Below are 21,296 nucleotides of genomic sequence, written 5' to 3'. Positions count from 1 at the left end.
CATGACCCTTGAGGCTGATGGCCAGGTAAAGATCATGCGGGAAAGATCGGTATTCGCGCTGTGTACTGCGTTGACCAGTAATGGCAGCAGCATGAAATGGGCCACCGCGCCCGGTGGGAGGAGAGAAAATGGCGAAGACAACGACCATGTGTATTGTGGCCCTGGCGCTGCTCAGCATTCTGGCAGCGCAGGTTCCAGCAGAAGAAGGTGGCGATACCCAGGATACGGCCTCCGCCCCGGACAGCCTGATGCAAAAGAAAAGCCCCGGAATCAAAGCCGCGCTTAGCCTTGGCGGGCATAGCGGCGGGCGGCTGGGCGTGGAACTCAATCCGAACCGGACGCGGCACTGGCAGAACTTCATCAACCTGGACGCGCTTTACAACAAGGCGGACAATGACCTGGTGGGCGGGATCAACATCGATTTCCGCAAGCTGGGCAAAAGTAATTACTATCCTGTGTTCGCGGCCGGGCTGGATGTGTATCCGGTCTCCTACCAGGCGCTGACTTCCTGGGACCTTGGTGGCAAGGGCCCGGTCTGGGAGAGCAGGCGGGGAAAGATCGTACTTCCGCACCTGACGGCTGGGCTCGGCTATAGAAACCAGACCAAGGACGGATCGGAGTTCTTCGCGGAACTGGACCTGGGCCTGAGCGTACAGTTCCTGAGCCTGAAGTTGGGCTTCGTTTTTTAAGGGCTGAATAAACCGAGCCCGGGTTGGACTCCCGGGATAGGACAGAGAGAGGCAGAAGAAGGCTGTAGATTTCGCTTGACACATATCCGGCAGCCCAGAATTTGGCAGACAGGGGTGGAAGTGATCTAAAACCCACTCCAGTACTATAGTTACGCCACGTTGCAGCAGAATAGCTAAGGTATTAGCTATTTTTTTTGAGGCAAAGTGGGTGTGCAAAGGGGAAAAGCATGCAATTTTACCGCGCGCGAGTCGAGGACATAGCCCGCAGGATCTGCGCTGAGATGCACCTGGCGGTCTATGACATCGACGAAAAGATGTCCGGCAAGGGCAGGATCATCACGGTCTATCTGACCAAGGTAGGCGGGGTGACCCTGGATGAGTGTGCCTCATTCAGCCGTGCTTTGGCCGCTGAACTTGAGGAACTGGACATCATCCCCGACCGCTATTTCCTGGAAGTTTCCTCGCCCGGGATCGAGCGGCCCCTGAAACTGAAAAGCCATTGGGTGAGCGCCATCAACGAAAAGGTGGCGGTCCAATGGAACGAAGGCGAAGAGAAAAAGTCCGCCCTGGGCACCCTGACCGAAGTGAATCAGGATAGCGTCACCCTGGACGACCGGGGCCGGATCCTGGAAATAGACCTAAAATCGATAACCCGGGCCAAAACGCTGTTCATCGCCAAGCCCCGGGAGGAAGGCGACCAATGAGTACGAACATTCTGGACGCGGTGGTCAAACTCGCGGCCATCAAGCAATTGGACAAGGAATTGATCCAGAACATCATCGTCGAGGCGATCGAAGGCACCCTGAGCAAGAAACTGGAGCCTGAGAACGAGCTGGAAGTGTTTGTGGAAGAGAATTCCGGCCAGATCCAGGCCCGCTACAAATGCCTGGTCGTGGAGCTGGAGACCGAGCTGGGCGAGATCTCGCTGGAAGAAGCGCGCAACAGCTACGACCGTTACGCCGAGCTGGGGCAGTATGTCACCAAGACGATGTCCATGCAGGAATTCGAGCCCAAACTGGTGAAGATCGCCCAAAAAGCCATCCAGGACAAGATCCGCACCCTGGAAGAAGAAAAGATCCAAAACGACTTTAATAAACAGAAAAATACGATCGTGACCGGCAAGATCAAATCCATCGACGACACCGGCGGCTACCGCATCGACATCGGCTACACGGACGCCCTGTTGCCCGCGGATGAGCAGATCGAGAACGAATTCTACCGCGTGGGCGAAAACATCAAGGCCTATGTGGTCAACATCCGTTCCCACCAATCCAACGTGACGATCATCCTCTCCCGCATCAATCCGGAATTTGTGAAAAAGCTCTTTGAGGCGGAGATCCCCGAGATCTACAACGGCAAGATCAAGATCCTCAAGATCGTGCGCGAACCGGGCATCCGCACCAAGGTGGAACTGGGCACCGACGATCCCAAGCTCGATCCCATCGCCACCTGCATCGGATTGAAGGGCACCCGGATCGACGGCATCCGCAAGGAGCTCCACGGCGAGCAGATCGACCTCGTGGTCTATGACGAAAGCCCGGAAAAGATGATCGAGCGGGCCCTGGGGATCGAGAACGTCAAGCGGGTCATCATCGAACGGAACCGCTCCGCCAGCGTGATCGTGGAAGACGCGGACAAGGTGGTGGCGATCGGCAAGGGCGGCAAAAACGTCAAACTGGCGGCCAAACTGACCGGCATGAAGATCGACATTTTCACCAGCGATGAGTTTGAGGAAAAGATGGCCAAGGAACGCAGGACCGTGAGCCATATCACCGATCTGGACGGAGTGACCTCCAAGATCGCCGAGATCCTGCGCCACGCCGGCTACACCTCCGTCCAGGACATCTACGCCGCCTCCGTCGACGAGCTCTGCAACCTGGAAGGGGTGGGACAGAAAACGGCGGAAAGGCTCAAGGAAGCAGCCAAATATTTCTGATGCCAAACAAAAACAGCCACGCCCATCACATGCCACAGCGAACTTGTGTGGTATGCAGGACCAGCCGGGAGATCGTGACCCTGCTGAGCTTTCTGGTCATCCGGGAGGGGATTATCTTCGATCCCGGCAGGAAGATCCAGGGCCGCAGGAATTACGTCTGCCCTGATCCCGTCTGTTTGGTGGGGCTGGATAAATGGAAAAAGGCCCAGATGAAGCGGCGTTTCGGCATCCGGAGCAATCCGGTTTTTTCCAGCCTGGAACAGCTTGCAACCCAGGGAGGCGGCCAATGAACGCCTCCGGGGACAACAGCGCCAGGATCATCAATTTGATGCAATTTGCCCGCAAAGCCGGGAAACTTGTCTCCGGAGCCGATGCCTGCATCCGTGCCCTGCACGGCAAAGGCCTGCATTTGATCGTGATCGCCGGGGATACGACCGCCAGAACGGTCAAACGAATAGAAAACGCCACAGCGGAAAGCAGTGGCCGGGTTCCAACCCTCAGGATCAGCACCCAGCAAGAGCTGAGCGCCGCCCTGGGACTGCCGTTGACCGGCATATTTGGCATCCAGGACAGGCAGTTCGCCGCCAGGATGATGGAATACCACACTGCGCAGCAAAGTGGAGGAATGAGTGCAAATACGCGTACATGAGCTTGCCAAGGAATTGAAGATCAGCACGATGGCCCTGAGAAAGCATCTCACCGACGAAGGTGTGATCATCAAGAGCCATATGAGCCTGATAGAAGAAGAAGTCGCCGACAAGATCCGCCGTAAATTCAACGAACAGTACGACGCGGAGAAGAAAGCGGCCAAAGATAGAAAGAAGCTGACGGAAATGCGCCAGGCGGCCAAAGAGGCCAAAGAAGAGCCTCAGGTTGAGGAAGTGCCAGCCGTGGAGGAGCCCGCTCCGGAAAAACCCGCCAAAGCCAAGCCAGCCAAGGGCAAAGCCGCCAAGGCCAAGACCCAGGAACCGAAAGAAGAACCCCCGGCTGAGCCTGAAAGCGCCGCGGAAGAAGCTGAACCGGTTGAAGAACCGGCTCCGGTCACGCCGGAAAAATATGTGGCGCCCAAGAAAGAAGCGCCCAAACACCGGATCATCGTACCCTACCAACAGGCCACGCCCGTCGCCCCGCGCGGCGGAAAACCACCCGCCCGGACCAAATCCTACCTGGAAACCCAGGAACGCGGGCCTGCCCGGCCAAAGCCTGAAACGCGCGCCAAGGCAGCGGAACCCCGGACCAGGGGACGCGGCGAAGAACCGGCCAAGTCACCGGCCATCCCGATCGAACCGGGCAAGGACCAGGCAGCCAAGAAATTTGGCAAATCCAAGGTCAGCCACGATGAACTGGGAGACAAAAGCAAGCACAAGAAAGCCCAGATCGACATCAGCAAGAAGGGCAAGAAAAAGGTCGAACCGCCCACAGAAGTCGACGAGGCCGAGATCTCCCGCAACATCAAGAAACTGATGGGCAAAACCGGCAAGCGCAAGAAGTATCACCGCGAAGCACAGACCACGACCGACCAGGGCGAAAGCCAGGTCGTCATCCGCGAATACACTTCGGTGAGCGAACTGGCCAAGATCATGAACCTGACCCCTGCGGAGATCATCTCCAAGTTTTTCGCCATGGGCCAGTTGGTGACCATGAACCAACGCCTGGACAAGGATTCCCTGGAAATGATCTGCGACGAGTTCAAGGTCGAATTCTGCTTTGAAGACGAATTTGGCGCGGACATCATCGACCGCGACAAGGAGCAATACTCGGAAGTGGAAGAGGAAGCACGGCCTCCGGTGGTGACCATCATGGGCCATGTCGACCACGGCAAGACCTCCATCCTGGACTACATCCGCAATACCAACATCGTTGCCGGCGAATCAGGCGGCATCACCCAGCATATCGGGGCATACCAGATCGAGGTCAACAAAAACAAGATCACCTTCCTGGATACCCCCGGCCATGAAGCTTTCACGGCCATGCGCGCCCGCGGCGCCAACGTCACGGATATCGCCGTGATCGTCGTGGCAGCCAATGAAGGCATGAAACCGCAAACCCGCGAGGCCATCGACCACGCCAAGGCCGCGGGAGTGAACCTGATCGTTGCCATCAACAAGATCGACCTTCCCGATGCCAACATTGACCGGGTCATCGCCCAACTCCTGGATTACGGCGTGTTGCTGGAGCAATACGGCGGCGACGTCCCCTGGTGCAAGACCTCGGTGGTCACCGGCGAAGGCATACTGAACCTGATCGAGGTCATCCTGCTCACCGCAGAATTGATGGACCTCAAAGCCAGGCGCGAGGTGCCCGGAGCGGCGGTCGTGATCGAATCGAGCAAAGACACCCGCATGGGCTCGATCACCACTGTCCTGATGCAGGAAGGCATCCTCAACAAGGGCGACATCGTTGTCTGCGGCGCCACCCACGGCAGGATCCGCAAGATCGAGAACGAACGCGGGCAGGAACTCAAAACCCTCAATCCGTCGGACGTGGGACGCATTTTCGGCTTGGACGAAGCCCCCAAGGCTGGCGACCTGCTCAACCAGGTTGATACTGAAAAGACCGCGCGCAGCATCAGCTCCGAGCGCAACCAGATCCGCCTTGAACGCGAAAAATACCAGAACAAATCCTCGCTGCAAAACATCTTTGCCCGCATCAAGGAAGATGCCGTCAGCGAACTCAACGTGATCATCAAAACCGATACCGACGGATCGTCCGAAGCGTTGGCCGATTCCTTCGAGAAGATCTCCAACGAAGAGGTCAAGGTCAACATCATCCACAAAAGCGTGGGCGGCATCAACGAAGCGGACGTTAGCCTGGCTTCAGCCTCCGACGCTGTGATCATCGGATTCCACGTGCGGGCGAACCAGCAGGCCCGCAAACTCGCGGAAGACGAGGGTGTGGAGATCAAACTATATCAGGTGATCTACGACGCGATCGAGGAGATCAGGCTGTCCCTGCAAGGCATGCTCAAACCGGAGATCGAAGAACAGGTCATCGGCTCCGCCACGATCAGGCAGGTCTTCAAGATCAAGAAGGTCGGCACCATCGCCGGCTGCCAGGTCGACCGCGGCGTGATCAGGAGCGGATGCAAGGTCCGCCTCTATCGCAACGACGTCCTGATCATCGAAGATGACCTTTCCTCGCTGAAGCACTATGCCGACGACGTCAAGGAAGTCCGCGCCGGAACGGAATGCGGCCTTTCCCTGGCCAATTTCGCCGACATCAAGGAAGGCGACGTGCTCGAATGCTTCGTGCTGGAAGAGGTGGCCAAGAAACTGCAATGAAAACCAAAAGGTCACATCGCATCCCCCGCCTGCAGGAAGAGCTGAAGAAGCTCTTCAACGTGGCGATCAACCAGAAATTACGTGATCCCCTGCTCGACTGGGTGTCCATCACGGATGTTGTGATATCCAAGGATCTGCGCTACGCCAAGCTCTATTTCTCGCATTACAACAATCCCGCCACCCACGATACGATCCGGGACCATTTGATAAAGACGTCAGGCTTTCTGAAAAACCAAATCGCTGGAGCGCACATCATGAGAACCATTCCCGAACTGTCATTCTACTACGATGACTCCGAGGACCGGGCAGAGAAAGTTGACCTGCTGCTCGACAAGATAAAGGACGAATACGACAACGATGATGACTACGACCCGGACATCGATCTGGAAGATTACCTGGATGACGACGATATCTATGACATCGACGAAGACGAGGAGATCTACAACGAGTTCATCGAAGATGAGGAAAGCGAAAACGAGGACAAGGACGGGTAGGTCTGGGATCGACAGAGAGCCAAGGCCGAGCGGAACTTCTGTATGGTTCCTCCGCCTCTTGGCCCAATAGTCATCCGCCCCAACCGGAATAAAATGAAAGATACGAAAATTCTCCAAGAAACGATTCTCAAGCATCTGAGGCCCGGGCTCAGCATCGGGATCATGTCCCACGTGGAGCCCGATGGAGACGGATTCTGCGCCAGCCTCGCCCTTCAGCATTTTCTGCGTTCCCGGGATCTTGCCAGCGTGATCGTCACCGACGACAGCGACCTGGAGCGCTTTTCCTTCCTGATGCAGGGGGCCGATGTCCGCCAGTATCAAAGCGGCATGCGCTTCGACCTGCTCTTCGTGCTTGATTGCAACAGCTACATCCGCATCGGCGACCGGGCTGAACTGGTCCGCGGCGCCGGGTTCACCATCCTGGTCGACCACCATGTCCCCGAAAATGGGGTCATCGCGGGCGATTACAGTTTTGTGGATACTTCCGCCGCTTCCGTGGGTGCCATCCTGTTCCGCGCCTTTGAGGCTGAGATCAAGGCACTGCCTGAGGATCTCAGGATCTCGATCGCAAATTGCCTCTACGTCACGCTCCTTAATGACACCAACAATTTCATCAATGCCAACACGGACCGGGAGGTCTTCCTCATCGCCGCGGAACTCACCGCCTGCGGGATCTCGCCCTATGAGCTCTACAAGGCCTACTTCCTGAACCACGATCCCCTGGAACTGCGTTACATCGGCGAAGTGCTTTCCACCATCGAACTTTATCACCATAACCGGGTCCTCTACATGTATTCGACCCTGGACATGCAGCGCAGGAACGACCTCAGGGCGGATTCGATCATGAACATCACACGTTGGGTGCAAGGCGTGAACACTGTGCAGGCGATCGCCTACTTGCGCGAGGAAGCCCCCGATGTTTTCAAGCTGAGCCTGCGCTCCCCGGTCCTGAACGTCAACGCCATAGCCTCGTCCTATGGCGGCGGCGGCCATGTCAGCGCTTCCGGGGCCACTGTCCGGGGCGACCTGAACACGATCAAATCCGATCTCTTGGCCCGGCTCGGCCAGGCTTTGGATGAACAGCGAGCGGATGCCTGAAACAAGCGGCTTCCTGCTCATCGATAAAGCAGCCGGCATCAGTTCCTTCGACGTGATCAGGCGCCTGCGTCAGATCACGGGGACCAGGAAGATCGGCCACACCGGCACCCTTGATCCCTTCGCCACCGGCCTGCTGATCTGCGCGTTGGGCTCCTGCACGCGTTTGTGCCAATTCCTGGAAGCCCAGTCCAAAAGCTACTCGGCGGTCCTCAAGTTGGGAGAAAAGACCAGCACGGGAGACACCGAGGGCGAAATCATCGAACGTAGTGACCTGATCCCCGGACGGCTCCCGGAGGATAATCTGGCCCAGGCGGTTCTGGACTTGAGCGAACTACCCACGCCAAAGTTTTCCGCGGTCAAGGTCAACGGCAAACCTGCCTACGAATACGCCCGCCAGGGCATTGAACTGGAACTTGCCAACCGGCCTGTCCAAATCAGCAGTTTCGAGCTCAGGTCTTATGACCCTCCCAACCTCTCCTACGCATGTCGGGTCTCCAAAGGCACCTACATCCGCAGCCTGGGCGAATTCATAGCTGGTTTTCTGGGAACGGTCGGCCACAGCACTTCACTGCGCCGGACCTCCATCGGCCCTGTGGATGTGGGGGAAGCGCTGCAGCTTGATGAACTCACCCCTGCTACTTTTGCTGATCATTTTTATCCGGCCGCCAAGCTCTTCTCCGGATATGAGCAGTTGATCCCTTCCGCGGAGCTGCTCTCGGCCCTCAGAAACGGCCAATCCTGCGAGCAGAGCGGAGAGGACCGGGAACAGGTCATTCTGGTGGAAAAATCCGGCCGGGTGCTGGGAGTGGCCCGTCGCGCCGGCGGAAGGCTTTATCCCTCCATCAACCTGCATTGAGGCATATGGCAAGCATCCTGAGCATCGGAAATTTCGACGGCCTGCATCTGGGCCACCGCAAACTGCTCAACCATCTCACCGGCCTTGCCAGAGATCGCGGCCTGCGATCCATCGTCATCACCTACGACAACCATCCGGCCCAGATCCTCAATCCCGATGTCCGCCCCCTGGTGCTCATGCCCGCGGAGCAGAAAAAGAATGGCTTGCTGGAACTGGGGATCGAAGGGGTGGAAATGCTGCATTTCGACCAGGCTTTAGCGCTCACCTCAGCGGACGAGTTTTTGCATGAATACATCATTCCCCGCTTTGATCCCAGCATTTTGGTCGTGGGCCATGATTCGCATTTCGGCCATCGGCGGCAGGGCAGTTTTTCCTTCCTGCAAGAGCACGCGAGCGCTTACGGCTACGAATTGCATTACATCGAACCGGCCATGTACGGAGATAAAGTCGTGAGCAGTTCCCTGATCCGCTCCCTGCTCCTCGGCGGGGATGTGGAAACTGCGAACGCCCTTCTGGCGAGGCCTTATGCCCTCGATGGAAAGGTCGTGCGGGGAACCGGAATTGGGTCTGAACTGGGATTTCCCACCGCGAACCTCAAACCAAGCGATCCCAACCAGCTTGTTCCCAAGTCCGGACTCTATTTTTGCCATGCCATCACCGGGGGCGCAAGATTTTTTGGATTGACAATAATCGGCTCCAGCCCAACTTTGAAACAGAGCGGGAACATCGAGATGGAGACCCATATCATCGATTTTGACCAGCAGATCTACGGTGGTCACCTGCGCGTGGAATTCCTGCAATATCTCAGGGAGGAGAAGTTGTTTGAAAGCAAGAGCGCTCTGCAAGAAGCGATCCGGAAAGACGTGGCGAGAGCCAGGGAAATGATCAAGGCCGGTCTTTGATGAAGCTCCTTTCCGCCTCGGTTTTTTGCTTGCTGTTCTCTCTGCTTCAAGCGCTGGATTTCGTGCCGGGCAGCGGGGAACAGGTTGTTGGCCCGGATCGCGAATACAGCTTTGCCTACCACACGGGCACAGATGACTACCGCTTTTTCGGCTCCGACGTTTGGGCGGTGCGCTTTGATTTCAGCGAGGTTTATCCCAATCTGGATACCAGCGAATTCGCCGTCACCAAAGCACTGCTCTTTCTTCCTCAAACCGTCGATTCGGTGAGGGTGGAGCTGTTCACGGACCTGATGGGTTTTCCCGGCAGCAGCCTCACCTGGGCGAAAGTGGCGGTCACCAGCAACCATCTGGAGATCCCCTTTCCCGTCACGGTGCAGAACGATTCACTATGGCTTGTGGTGACCTATCCCACCAATTTCTCCAATCGTTTTGTTTCCGCTTCGGCGGGTGGAGGGTCGCGCAGCTACTATTGGAACACAAACGTTCCCAATCCCTATTTCCAGAGCCTGGCCGCGGCTGGCTACAGCGCCGAGCTGCTCTTTGGCCTGGGCGGCGATTTCGTGCTCAGCGGCATGGACTTGGAACTGATGCATTTTGACCTCGAGGGCATCCTCGAACCCCGGGCGATCGTGGCTCCCGCTTTCAGGATCTACAATCATTCGGACCTTCCCATTACCGACGCCGTGGTGAACATGAACGTCTATTCCCCAGATCCCCAGTTCGCCTTTTTCGACCCCATCTCCATCACGGAGACGATCGCTCCGCGCAGCATGTATGAATTCAACGCCCAAAGCCCGGGTTACGAGGACCATCGCTTCGAGCTTCCCGGCACTCCGCTCCAGTTGAAGCTTCGGGCCGCGCTCAGCAGCAGTTATCAGGCTTCCGATCCCCAGTATAACAACGTTATCCTGATCCACAGGTTCAGCTTTGAGCATCCCTATCCGGCCTATCTGGCGGAGAATTTCCTCCGCGCGGACAATTCCGATCAGATCACCTTCACTCAGGACCAGTACAGCTTTCCGGACATCCATAACCTCAACTATTTTCCCATCCTCAGCGATCCCCTGGGCAACATAGCCGCGCAGATCAGATTCAACTGGTTTGGCTTCAACTCCCTGCCCCGGACGGCGATCAACGGAGACCTCAGGATCAACGGCTTTTCCACTGCTTACGGAGACCAGTTCGACCAGCTTTGCCAGGACGCGCAAACCCAGAAGAGCTTCGTCTCCGGTTCCGAATGCCGCTTCGCTTATCAGGAACAGACAGACATCCTCACCGCGACGATCGTCCTCAGCAACGACGACACCCGGCTCTACACCGCGGCCACGGAGTACAATCTGGTAGCCAACACCCGGCTCTGCGTAGGTTTGTTCCAAAGGGTCAGCTTCGATGGCAGCGACCGCTACGTCATCTCACGCTGGATCAGCCACGGCCAGTCACTGCCAGGGCCTTTGGGCATGGGGGAGAGCCTCACCCTCGATCTGAACATTCCGCTCAACAACCTGTCGCTGAATGAGTTGAGCCAAAGTTATCGCCTCTATTACTGGCTGCAGCTGGCCGGGGGAGGCAAGATACTCTATTCCGCCTGGACCGACTTCTCCGGGATCGTTTCCAACCAGGAAGAACTCCTCCCAGCCCCGCGCCTCCTGGTTTCCTCCAATCCGCTGCGCCAGGAAGGCATCATGCGGATAAAAATGACAGACGGGACAAGCCTGCGGGGACTCAGGATATATAACATTCGCGGCCAGCTGGTCTTGGAATCCCAAGCTCCCGACAGCGAAATACTTCTCACTGCCGGGCAATTTCCAGCCTCCGGGATCTACTTGCTGTGCCTGCCGGTCGTTAAGGCCGACGGCAGCAAAACCGAGCTCAAAGCAAAAATCAACATCATAAAGTGAAGGCACATGGAACATATCAACATCTCTGATTTCAAGGACCTCGTGGGCAAGGAAGTCGTCGGCTTCTACCTCGTGGTGGAAAAAGAACTGCGCGACGGCAAGAACGACCAGTTTCTGCGCCTGCGCTTGCAGGACAGGACAGGCAACCTTGCCGCCTATATCTGGAAAGACGCCCGGAAGACCTCCGAGGCCTTTTCTGAAGGCGACGTCGTGAAAGTCAAAGCCCAGATCACGAGCTACAAGGACCAGATCCAGCTAAACGTAGCCCAGATCCGCTTTGCCGACCATTCTGAATACAACATCGGTGAGTTCGTTGTCCGCAGCAAGAAAGAGCCCGAAGCCCTTGCAGAGCAGTTCTTCAGCTTCGTGGACAAAGTGGAGAACACCTTTCTGAACATGCTGCTGCGCAACATCTTCGCTGACAAGGAGCTGTTCGCCCAATTCCTGGAAGCCCCCGCGGCCAAGGGCTGGCACCACAACTACATGCACGGCCTGATCGAGCACACCGTTGCCGTCGCCACCCTCTGCGACTTCGTTTCCGTGCTCTATCCCGTCAATCGCGACCTGCTGATCAGCGGCGCCCTGTTGCATGACCTGGGCAAGATCTTTGAATACAGGACAAAACCAACGATCGATTTCACCGAGATCGGGCGCCTGGTCGGCCATCTCAGCCTCTGTGACCAGTACATCTGCGATCAGGCCAGGCGGATAACCGGTTTTCCGGACGAGATCCTCCTCAACCTGCGCCATCTCATCCTCGCGCACCACGGTGAATACGAAAAAGCCTCAGTGCGCCTGCCCCAGACCCTGGAAGCCCTGGTGCTCCATCTCTGCGACAACCTGGACGCCCAAAGCGTCGGAGTCGCCCAGATGATTGAAGCGGCCCCGGAAAACGCTGTCTGGACAGAGTTTGACAAACTCAACAGCCGCTACTACCACATCACCAAGATCTGATCAATGTTCCAAACCTCGGTATTGGCAAGCGGGTCCAAAGGCAATGCCGTGCTCGTCCGCACCGGTGAGGTCGCCGTGCTGCTGGATGCCGGAGTCTCAGCCAAGGCGATCTTTTCCGCCCTTGACGCCCTGCGGATCGGCCGCCACGAGATCAAGGCCGTTCTGGTGAGCCACGAACATTCAGACCACACGCGCAGTGTGGGCGCGATCGCCCGGATGCTCAAAATACCCCTTTACATCAATGAATGCACCTACTCTCAGTGCGCCCACCGCGTCGGACGGCTGCCGGAACCGCTCTGCCTCTTCGAGACAGGCAGCACCTTCTCAATCCGCGACCTGCGCATCCATCCCTTTTCCTCCTCCCACGACGCGGCCGATAGCTGCAATTTCACCTTCACCCGCGGCGAGGATGAAGAGCGGAAACTCGGAGTGGCCACGGACCTGGGGTTTCCAACCACCCTGGCGGTGAACCGGCTCAAACACTGCAGCACCTTGGTTTTGGAGAGCAACCACGATGAGCGCATGCTGATGGCGGGGCCCTACGACTGGTCGCTCAAGCAGCGCATCAAAAGCATCAACGGCCATCTTTCCAATATCCAGGCCGTCGGCGTGGTCAGCCAGGTGATGCACCACGGCCTGCAAAACCTTATCCTGGCGCACCTTAGCGAGATCAACAACGATCCCCGGCTCGCCCTGGAAACCATGCACAACTACCTGCTCTCGATCCGCAGCGACATCAACCTGCTGGTCGCCGAACAGCACACCCACACCCCGCTGATCAACATCTGACCCCGCAAGCTATCCTCCTCATTCCCTCTTCCTGTCCCTTCCTAACACTCAGCCAACACATCCCCAATGTTGTTCGGAGTGTGTAGGGCGAGCGTGGCCAGGGCATGAGCGGCTGGAATGAGTGGCAAAGATGATACACAACCCTCCCGGCCTTGTCAGGTGAGGCCAATCTCAGGGGCAGCATTTCGGGCGCAGTCCGCTTTTCCTGCTAATGGCCGCCACATGCTTTGCCTGAGGCGCGGAATTCATGGAGTGGGTGATTGACCAAGGCCTTGTCTGGCAGAAAGTAAACCAGGCAAATGGCAGCGGGTGGAATAAAATCAACAGGCGTAAATCAGCGTAAAACCATAACATCTTGATATATGGGCACTTGAAATGAGGGATAGGCGCGTATGCCTGCAGGGATAAGGCCAAAATATTCATTGACAGCATTAAAAGCCGTCACAAAGTGGCTTAAAAGCATGTATGCGTAACGATCAGGGAATCCGTAGCCGGATGCCCGGGCTTTGGAATATTGGCCCAAAGCACAGCCAGGCAAGAAGTAACCTCGATCGTGGATGCAGTCTTGAAGGAGATGGAGCATGAAGAAAGCCATTGTTGTCATGCTAGTGATGATGAGCGCTTTTGCCCTCCTGGCGCAAATGCCGGGCCTTGCCGCTCTGCAGGAAGGGAAGATCAGCCCTGAACTGATTCAGGCCATTGAGGCCAGCAACCGCACGGCACGGAATTTTTCGTTCAATTTCAGCGATTCCCCATACAATCTGCCAGACTCAGTGGATATCGCCGATCCCCAAACCGGGCTCTTTTACGAGGACCTGCCCTGGACCAAGGATTTCACCCGCCACATAAACAACCCGGATGAGCTTGAACTTTCCCTGTCCTTCTATTCAACGCCGGAGCATTTCAGCGTTACGCAGCCCGATCCGGAGAATCCGCTTGTCCTGCAATTCCAGCCAATTCCCGCAAATTGGTACGGTTCGGAGCTGCTGATCTTGATCGCCACGGATGTCCGCACCCGCACGGAGGCCATAGCCCTGATCCGCCTGAATGTCACGTCCGTGCCTGATCCCCCCATCTGGAGCGGTTTGCCGCCAGACAACGCTTTTTATACCAATGAAGAGACTCCGCTCCTGATCAACTTTCAGGATTACGTGAGTTGCGTGGATTCGGAGCCCACAGCCTTTGAACTGTTTGTAACCCCGGCCCCCTATCCGATCGACGTTTCCCAAGAGCCGACCCCCACCGGACACTTGGTCACCTTCACTCCCCAGCAGGATTACAACGGCACCGCGATCTATGAGATAACGGCCGTGGACAGCGTTTCCAACGCCTACAGCAGCCTGCAGATTCAAGTCATCGTGTTGCCGGTGAACGATCCGCCCCAGATCATGTCCCATCAGCCGGAAGAGCTGACCCAGTATGTCGATCAGGGTCAGTCCATCGTTTTCAGCGTCGAGGTCTTTGACGTCGAAGATGACCCCCTTTCCCACACCTGGTCCCTCAGCGGCCTCCAGAACGGGATTCCCTATTCGAACGTCGTATCCACCAGCCCCGGACTGGAATATGCGTTCAACCTGCCCGGGACTCATATTATGGACTATGAGGTCTCAGACGGCGAGGATAGCGACAGCCTGTCCTGGACGATAATCGTGAGCCCTGCGGGACCCCTGTTCGATCCTCTCGGGGGAACCTACACCCAGGCCGTCAATGTGGCCCTCGCGCCTCCGGCTGGCTTTGACGGAGCTGTGATCCATTATACCCTCGACGGCACTCCACCAGACGAATTTTCCCCGGTTTATGCTTCTCCCATAGAGATCCCAGCCCTGGCGGACGAGGAAAATCAGGTCACCGTCCAGGCTTTCTTTATCCATCCGGATTATCCGCCATCCCAGACCGTGAGCCAGACCTATGTCATCACCGGAACCGTTTCCCCGCCTGTCTTCGATCCTCCCGGGGGGCTGTATTACGCTCCTGTCCTGGTTTCGCTCACCAGCAGCAATCCGGGCGCCAGCATCTATTACACCACCGATGGCACGGCCCCGGAACCGGGAGAAACTGGAACTATGCTGTATGAACAGCCGATTTTGGTGCCGGGGGAGACCGTGACGCAGATCAATGCGGTCGCCACCCGACCGGGCTGGCTGGATAGCGGGATCGCGGCCCAGACCTATGAGGTCACCGGAACCGTGAGCATTCAGGCCCATGCGATGCTTCCGGCCCCGCTTCCCGACGGCGAGTTTTTCATCGTGGAATACGGCGAAGCGCTGGCTGTGGAGATCGGCGGGGTGATCATCGATCCCGCGGACGGCGAGCTCTATTACACTCTGGATAACAGCTTGCCGGGTCCTGAAAATCCGAACGCGTTCCTGTATGCTTCCGGAAACCTGATATTGCTGGCCAATCCGACCTGGATCACTCTGCGCGCGGTGGCAGCCGACTGGCTGCCCAGCGAAACTTTCAGCTATTACTATGACGTCCGCTCCCAGGCACGCATCGAACCATTTGCCAACGGGACCGTCTTTGATCCGGCGCCTGGCTACAGCACCATTCCTTTGACCGTGAGCATCAGCACGAACACCGCTCCGGGCGGGGCTTCCATCTATTTCACCACCGACGGCAGCGATCCCGTGGTCGATCCCCTTTTGCTGTACACAGAGCCGGTTTTGCTGGCCCAAACCGCCACCCTTAAAGCCATGGCGCACTATCCTGGGATCTACCCCAGCATTGTATACTCTGGTGATTTCCTGATCACGGGAACTGTGGACGCTCCCGCCTTCGATCCTGCTCCGGGCAGTTATCCCGCGGCGCTTGATCTCAGCATTAGCACCCTTCTGGAGGAAACCGCGATCTACTACACCCTGGACGGATCAGAACCTTCAGACACCTCCCCGGCTTCCTATCTCTATAGCGGACCTGTGGCCCTGGGCATTGGCCAACATTACGTCCGTGCCCGGGCTTACAAAGAATTCTGGGCCACCAGCGCGATCAGCGAAGGCTATTATAACATCGGGATCCTTCCCGCGCCTGTCTTTGACCTGGCAGCCGGGCTCTACTATGAACCGATAGTGGTCCACCTCTCCGTTCCCTCTCATCCAGACGCGCTGATATATTACACTACCGACGGCAGCGATCCCAGCGTTGATTCCAACCTTTACAACGACGACGACGGAATTCCTCTTGGGACAGGCACTTCCGCCACCATCAAAGCCATTGCGGTAAAGACGGGTTGGGTGGACAGTGAGATCTCCACCCGCAGCTATCAGGTGACCGGAACCGTCGCCACTCCGTATTTCACGCCCGATGGAGGCGTGTATCCCAGCGCCACCACAGTCACCATCGCGACCGCCACTCCCGAAGCCTTGATCAGATATACCTTGGACGGCGAGGACCCGACCGAGACAAATGGAACGGTCTATACTGGCCCGGTAACGATCGGCAGCAGCGCGACCCTGAAAGCCCGCGCCTGGAGAATGGACTGGCTGCCCTCGGAGGTTTATGGGGCAGTTTACACCATCTTCGGGACCGTCGGCGATCCCGTATTCACTCCCGGGGCCGGGACCTACACTGCTCCGGTAAATGTCTACATCTCCGTCAATCCTCCCGACGCCACGATCTATTACACCACTGACGGCAGTGAACCCAGCTCCAGCAATGGAACAGAGTACTTGAGCGGGACACCGATAAACATTGCTTCCGACACTCTCTTGCGCGCCATAGGCGTCAAAGCTGGCTGGAATCCCAGCGCCGTGGCCAGCGCGCAATACTACATCACGGGAACCGTCAGCACACCGGTTTTTAACCCACCTTCCGGGCAATATGCCGCCACCCAGCTTGTTTCGATCAGTGCCATTCCTACAGCGGCCACGATTATCTACACCCTTGACGGAACTGAGCCCACACTCGCCAACGGGATCGTCTACGCCGCTCCGATCCAGATAACCGCCACCACGATTGTCAAAGCCTTTGCCCATCTTGACGGATGGAACCCTTCGGCGGTCGCTACGGCAAACTACGTGATCAACGGCCCGGTGGGAACCCCGGTCATCAGTCCGGCCGCCGGATATTACGGTTCTGCCCAGACTGTCAGCATCAGCGCCTATCCCGCCGCTGCCACCATCCGCTACACTCTGGACGGCACCATACCTTCGCCCTCCAACGGGCAGATCTACGCCGCGCCATTCGCGATCGAGGGCCATACGATCGTGCGGGCCTACGCCTATCTGGAAAACTGGCTCGATTCCGACCTGGCAACCTCGGAATATTTCTTCGTGGTGGCCAATCCGGTGCTGACGCCTCCAGCCGGCACCTATGCCGACGCCCAAACGGTCAGCATATCCGTTTCCACGGCTGGGGCCAGCATCAGCTATACTCTTGATGGCAGCGAACCAGGACCGGAGAACGGGACTCTCTATGCTGGTCCGGTAACCATCAGTACAAGCACCACGGTCAAAGCCATCGCCTACCGCGCTGACTGGATCAGTTCCAACGTGATCACCCAATTCTACCAGATCAACGGACCGGTGGCCGATCCCCTCTTCACAGTGCCCACCGGAAATTACTACGCCGCTTTCAGCGTGGGGATCACGACTCTGCCGACAAATGCGCAGATCTATTACACCACAAACGGAAGCGATCCCAGCCCAACAAATGGGACTCTTTATGCCGGACCGGTGCAGGTCAACCAAAACATGGTCCTCAAGGCGCGCGCTTATCTGAACAACTGGCTGCCCTCGAATGTCAGCACGGCGGTCTATGACCTGTTTGCCAGCCCGGTCAGCTTCAATCCGGCCGGCGGGACCTACGCTGCCGTGCAAAGCGTTTCCCTGGGCACCGCGACTCCCAGCGCCACGATCAGCTATACCACTGACGGGAGCGATCCGGTTCCCGGTGTGAGCCCGGTTTTTAATCCGGCCAATCCCATCACGGTGGATCAGGACCTGACCATAAAAGCCCTGGCCTCACGCGCCAACTGGCATCCATCGGTGATCACCAGCGCCGCCTATGTCATCGACATTCCCCTGCCCACGGTGGAAACACCCGAGATTCAGCCGCCCAGCGGGGTTTACAACGTGGCGCAGAACGTGACCATGAGCACCGCCACACCCAATGCCATGCTTATTTATACCACCAACGGCAGCGATCCGACCCTCACCAATGGGACAATCTATGATGGCCCATTCATGGTCTCGGACAACGTTCTGATCAAAGCCCGCGGATTCAGGGACGGCTACAATCCCTCCCTGATCGCTTCGGTGCAGTATATCATCGTGATCCCGATCGAAACTGTTGCCACACCCACCTTCTCGCCATCCGCGGGGATCTATAATGAGCCGATCCAGGTGACGATATCGACCATGACTCCCGACGCAACCATCCGCTATACCCTGGACGGCACCGAGCCATCGGAAACGATCGGGACCGTCTACACAGGTCCGATCAACATTTCCCAGACGGTAACGGTCAAGGCGATCGCCTATAAGACCGGGATGAACACCTCCTTGATCTCCAACGCCAGCTATGTGATCGATATCATCATACCCGTGGTGGCGGCCCCGATGTTCTCGCTGCCCTCCGGAACCTATTATCAGGCCATCGATGTGGCGATATCGACAACCACGGAGAACGCTTCGATCCGCTATACCACGGACGGCTCGCTTCCCTCTGCCACCAACGGCATCCTCTACACAGCCCCGATCCACATTCCCGGAGACAGCAACCTCTTCATCCAGGCCATCGCCTATCGTGACGGTTGGACGCCCAGTACGGTCGTTTCGGCGAACTATACGGTCACGGGAACCGTGGCGGATGTCAGCTTCGCTCCTTCCGGAGGGATCTATACGCAGGCTACAGCAGTTGTTTTGACTACAACCACGCTTGGGGCCAGCATCCGCTATACCCTTGATGGCAGCACTCCCACGGAAGCCTCTAACCTGTATTCCACGGCCATCATCGTGCCGCTGAACACCACCCAGACCATCACCGCCCGGGCCTTCAAAACGGGCTGGTTGCCCAGCGCCGTCACCCAGCAGACCTATACTGTCACTGGCCAGGTGAGCATCGATCCTCCGGTCTTCACTCCCGCTGCAGGAATCTACCAGACCGCCCAGTCTGTTGTGCTCAGCACAAACACGGTCCCGGCCGGAGCAACCGTGCGTTATACAACCGACGGCAGCACTCCCACGGAAACGTCTCCGGTTTACAGCGCACCGATAAATGTGCCCATGAATACTACAACGACCATCAAAGCGGTCGCTTTCCTGGATAACTGGCTTTCCAGCCAGGTCTATGAAGCCTCCTACACCATCACCGGGCAGATCCAGCTACCCGCGCAGGTTTTCAATCCTCCCGCCGGAACTTACCAAACCGCCCAATCCATCGTTCTGAATACGGCCACAACGCCAGCCGGGTCGACTTTGCGCTATACCCTGGACGGCAGCGTGCCCACGGAAAACTCGCCGGCCTACACGGCGCCGATCCAGCTTGGCCTGAACAGCACGACGACCATCAGCGTCAAGGCGTTCCTGACCAATTGGATTCCCAGCGAAACTGCCACGGCAACTTACGTGATCACGGGACAGGTCGTTTTCCAAACCCCGGTGTTCACGCCTCCGCCCGGGATCTACAATTCACCGCAGTCTATAGTTATCGCTGACCCCATACCCAACGATGCCACGGTCCGCTATACCACGGACGGCAGCGAACCCACGGCCGCGTCGGCGATCTATACGGCTCCGATCGAACTGGCCATGGACACCAACACTACGATCAAGGTGAAGGCGTTCAAGACCGATTGGACTCCGAGCCAGACCCAGACTGGGGTTTACACTATAACCGGCCAGGCCTCGATCGCGGCTCCTGTTTTCACTCCACCTCCTGACACCTACCAAACCGCGCAGATGCTGAGCATCAACACCCAGACCGTACCCGACGGCGCTCAGATCCGCTATACCCTGGACGGCAGCGAACCCACGGCCACTTCAACCTTGTACACGGCCCCGATACCGCTTGACCTGAACTCCAACTATGAGGTCAGGGTCCGTGCCTTTGCCGCGAACTGGACTCCCAGCATAGTATACGTGGGATACTATACCATTACCGGAACTGTCGTGATCCCCGATCCGGTGTTCACTCCGCCGGCGGGAACCTATACCACAAACATCAATGTTATCCTGAACACCCAGACTGTACCGGCGGGAGCGATTCTGCGCTACACCCTCTACGGGGTCGAGCCGGATGAATCCTCTCCCCAGTACACCGGCCCGATCGAGTTGTACGCGCCCATGCAAAATACCATTAAGGTTAAGGCTTTCAAGGAAAACTGGATCCCCAGCCAGACCTATTCGGCCGAGTATATCCTGACCGGCCAGATGCAGCTAATGCCTCCGTATTTGAGCCCTGCGCCGGGAATCTATACTTCGCCGATCAGCGTGAGTTCGGTCGGAGGAACCAACCCTACGGGCGGTACTATCCGCTACACCACGGATGGCAGCGATCCGACGGAAGATTCACCAATTTTCGACACTCCGATCGAGATCGGCTTGAACACCATCGATTTCACCATCAAATTCCGCGCTTTCCAGGATGGCTGGATCCCCAGTGTAGTGAGAACCGGAATCTATTCAGTCACCGGACAGGTCACTCTGGCGGAATTTCCCTTTGCTCCGGCCCCAGGGACATATACCAGCGCCCAAAGTGTTGTTCTGGAGGCTCCGGTCTTGCCTGATGTCGTTGTGATCCGCTACACCCTGGACGGCAGCGAGCCCACCCAACAATCTGCGGCCTACACAGTTCCGATCCAGCTTCCAGCCGGCACAGTCTCCACTTTGAAGATCAAAGGCTTTGCCGAAGGTTGGATCCCCAGCGAGACCACCACCGGAATTTACAATATAACTGGAACGGTTTCTCCGCCATTGTTCAACCCACCCGGAGGGACATACGGCTCGCCTGTGAACGTTGTTATTAGTTCTGCCACTGAAGAAGCGGAGATCCGCTATACCCTGGACGGAAGCCCGCCCACGGAGGAATCAACGCTCTACACAGCGCCGATCGCGGTCCCGCATTTCACCCAGAATCTGGAGATCAGGGCCAAGGCCTTCAAGACAGACTGGGAGACAAGTCCGGAGCGCAGCGAGGTCTATTCCATTTTGACCTCGCCTGTTAACCTGAGCGGATTCACCTATGCCGGCTATATCCGCCTGCTTTGGACCCTGCCCCCGGCTTCCAGGGCGCTCCAGGGCTTCAATGTCTATCGCCGGGAATTTTCGACAGCCCAATTCACCAGAATAAACGACGCCTTGGTGAACAGCCAGGTCGACAACTACTACTACTACGACGATTTTGAGATCGCCATGGACGTTTCCTATGAATATTACGTCACGGCGGTCTACGACGGGGTGGAA

14 protein-coding genes are annotated in these 21,296 nt (G+C 57.2%); all 14 read left to right on the top strand.

Annotation, left to right across the window (positions count from 1 at the left end; genetic code table 11):
• Positions 1-128: 128 nt before the first annotated feature.
• Entirely contained in the window at positions 129-689 is a 561-nt protein-coding gene (locus K0B87_03280; GenBank protein ID MBW6513763.1) for a hypothetical protein, read from the top strand.
• Between the two features lie 227 nt (positions 690-916).
• A complete protein-coding gene (locus tag K0B87_03275; protein ID MBW6513762.1) occupies positions 917-1,393 on the top strand; it encodes a ribosome maturation factor RimP in 477 nt (158 codons plus the stop codon).
• Positions 1,390-2,625, top strand: a complete 1,236-nt coding sequence (gene nusA, locus K0B87_03270; GenBank protein ID MBW6513761.1) for a transcription termination factor NusA — start codon at positions 1,390-1,392, stop codon at positions 2,623-2,625. The genes K0B87_03275 and nusA overlap by 4 nt, the downstream gene beginning before the upstream one ends.
• Positions 2,625-2,915, top strand: coding sequence for a DUF448 domain-containing protein (locus K0B87_03265; protein MBW6513760.1), 291 nt, complete (start codon positions 2,625-2,627; stop codon positions 2,913-2,915). Before nusA ends, K0B87_03265 begins: the two co-directional genes overlap by 1 nt.
• The gene (locus K0B87_03260; protein ID MBW6513759.1) at positions 2,912-3,274 is read left to right on the top strand and encodes a ribosomal L7Ae/L30e/S12e/Gadd45 family protein; all 363 of its coding nucleotides are present in this window, start codon (positions 2,912-2,914) and stop codon (positions 3,272-3,274) included. The genes K0B87_03265 and K0B87_03260 overlap by 4 nt, the downstream gene beginning before the upstream one ends.
• Complete coding sequence (gene infB, locus K0B87_03255) at positions 3,255-5,906, top strand: translation initiation factor IF-2 (protein ID MBW6513758.1); 2,652 nt, start codon at positions 3,255-3,257, stop codon at positions 5,904-5,906. The genes K0B87_03260 and infB overlap by 20 nt, the downstream gene beginning before the upstream one ends.
• Positions 5,903-6,400, top strand: coding sequence for a 30S ribosome-binding factor RbfA (rbfA, locus tag K0B87_03250; GenBank protein MBW6513757.1), 498 nt, complete (start codon positions 5,903-5,905; stop codon positions 6,398-6,400). Before infB ends, rbfA begins: the two co-directional genes overlap by 4 nt.
• Before the next feature lie 93 nt (positions 6,401-6,493).
• Entirely contained in the window at positions 6,494-7,498 is a 1,005-nt protein-coding gene (locus K0B87_03245) for a DHH family phosphoesterase (protein ID MBW6513756.1), read from the top strand.
• Entirely contained in the window at positions 7,491-8,354 is an 864-nt protein-coding gene (gene truB / locus K0B87_03240) for a tRNA pseudouridine(55) synthase TruB (GenBank protein MBW6513755.1), read from the top strand. Before K0B87_03245 ends, truB begins: the two co-directional genes overlap by 8 nt.
• A gap of 5 nt (positions 8,355-8,359) precedes the next feature.
• Complete coding sequence (locus K0B87_03235) at positions 8,360-9,256, top strand: bifunctional riboflavin kinase/FAD synthetase (GenBank protein ID MBW6513754.1); 897 nt, start codon at positions 8,360-8,362, stop codon at positions 9,254-9,256.
• A complete protein-coding gene (locus K0B87_03230) occupies positions 9,256-11,154 on the top strand; it encodes a hypothetical protein (GenBank protein ID MBW6513753.1) in 1,899 nt (632 codons plus the stop codon). Before K0B87_03235 ends, K0B87_03230 begins: the two co-directional genes overlap by 1 nt.
• A gap of 6 nt (positions 11,155-11,160) precedes the next feature.
• The gene (locus K0B87_03225) at positions 11,161-12,108 is read left to right on the top strand and encodes an HD domain-containing protein (protein ID MBW6513752.1); all 948 of its coding nucleotides are present in this window, start codon (positions 11,161-11,163) and stop codon (positions 12,106-12,108) included.
• Positions 12,109-12,111: 3 nt separating this feature from the next.
• Complete coding sequence (locus K0B87_03220) at positions 12,112-12,897, top strand: MBL fold metallo-hydrolase (protein ID MBW6513751.1); 786 nt, start codon at positions 12,112-12,114, stop codon at positions 12,895-12,897.
• A gap of 581 nt (positions 12,898-13,478) precedes the next feature.
• A partial coding sequence (locus K0B87_03215) for a chitobiase/beta-hexosaminidase C-terminal domain-containing protein (protein ID MBW6513750.1) occupies positions 13,479-21,296 on the top strand: 7,818 nt, incomplete at its 3' end.

Source organism: Candidatus Syntrophosphaera sp. (assembly GCA_019429425.1).
GTDB lineage: Bacteria > Cloacimonadota > Cloacimonadia > Cloacimonadales > Cloacimonadaceae > Syntrophosphaera.
The sequence above is the reverse complement of the archived record's forward strand: the minus strand, read 5'-3'. Positions and strand labels throughout refer to the sequence as shown.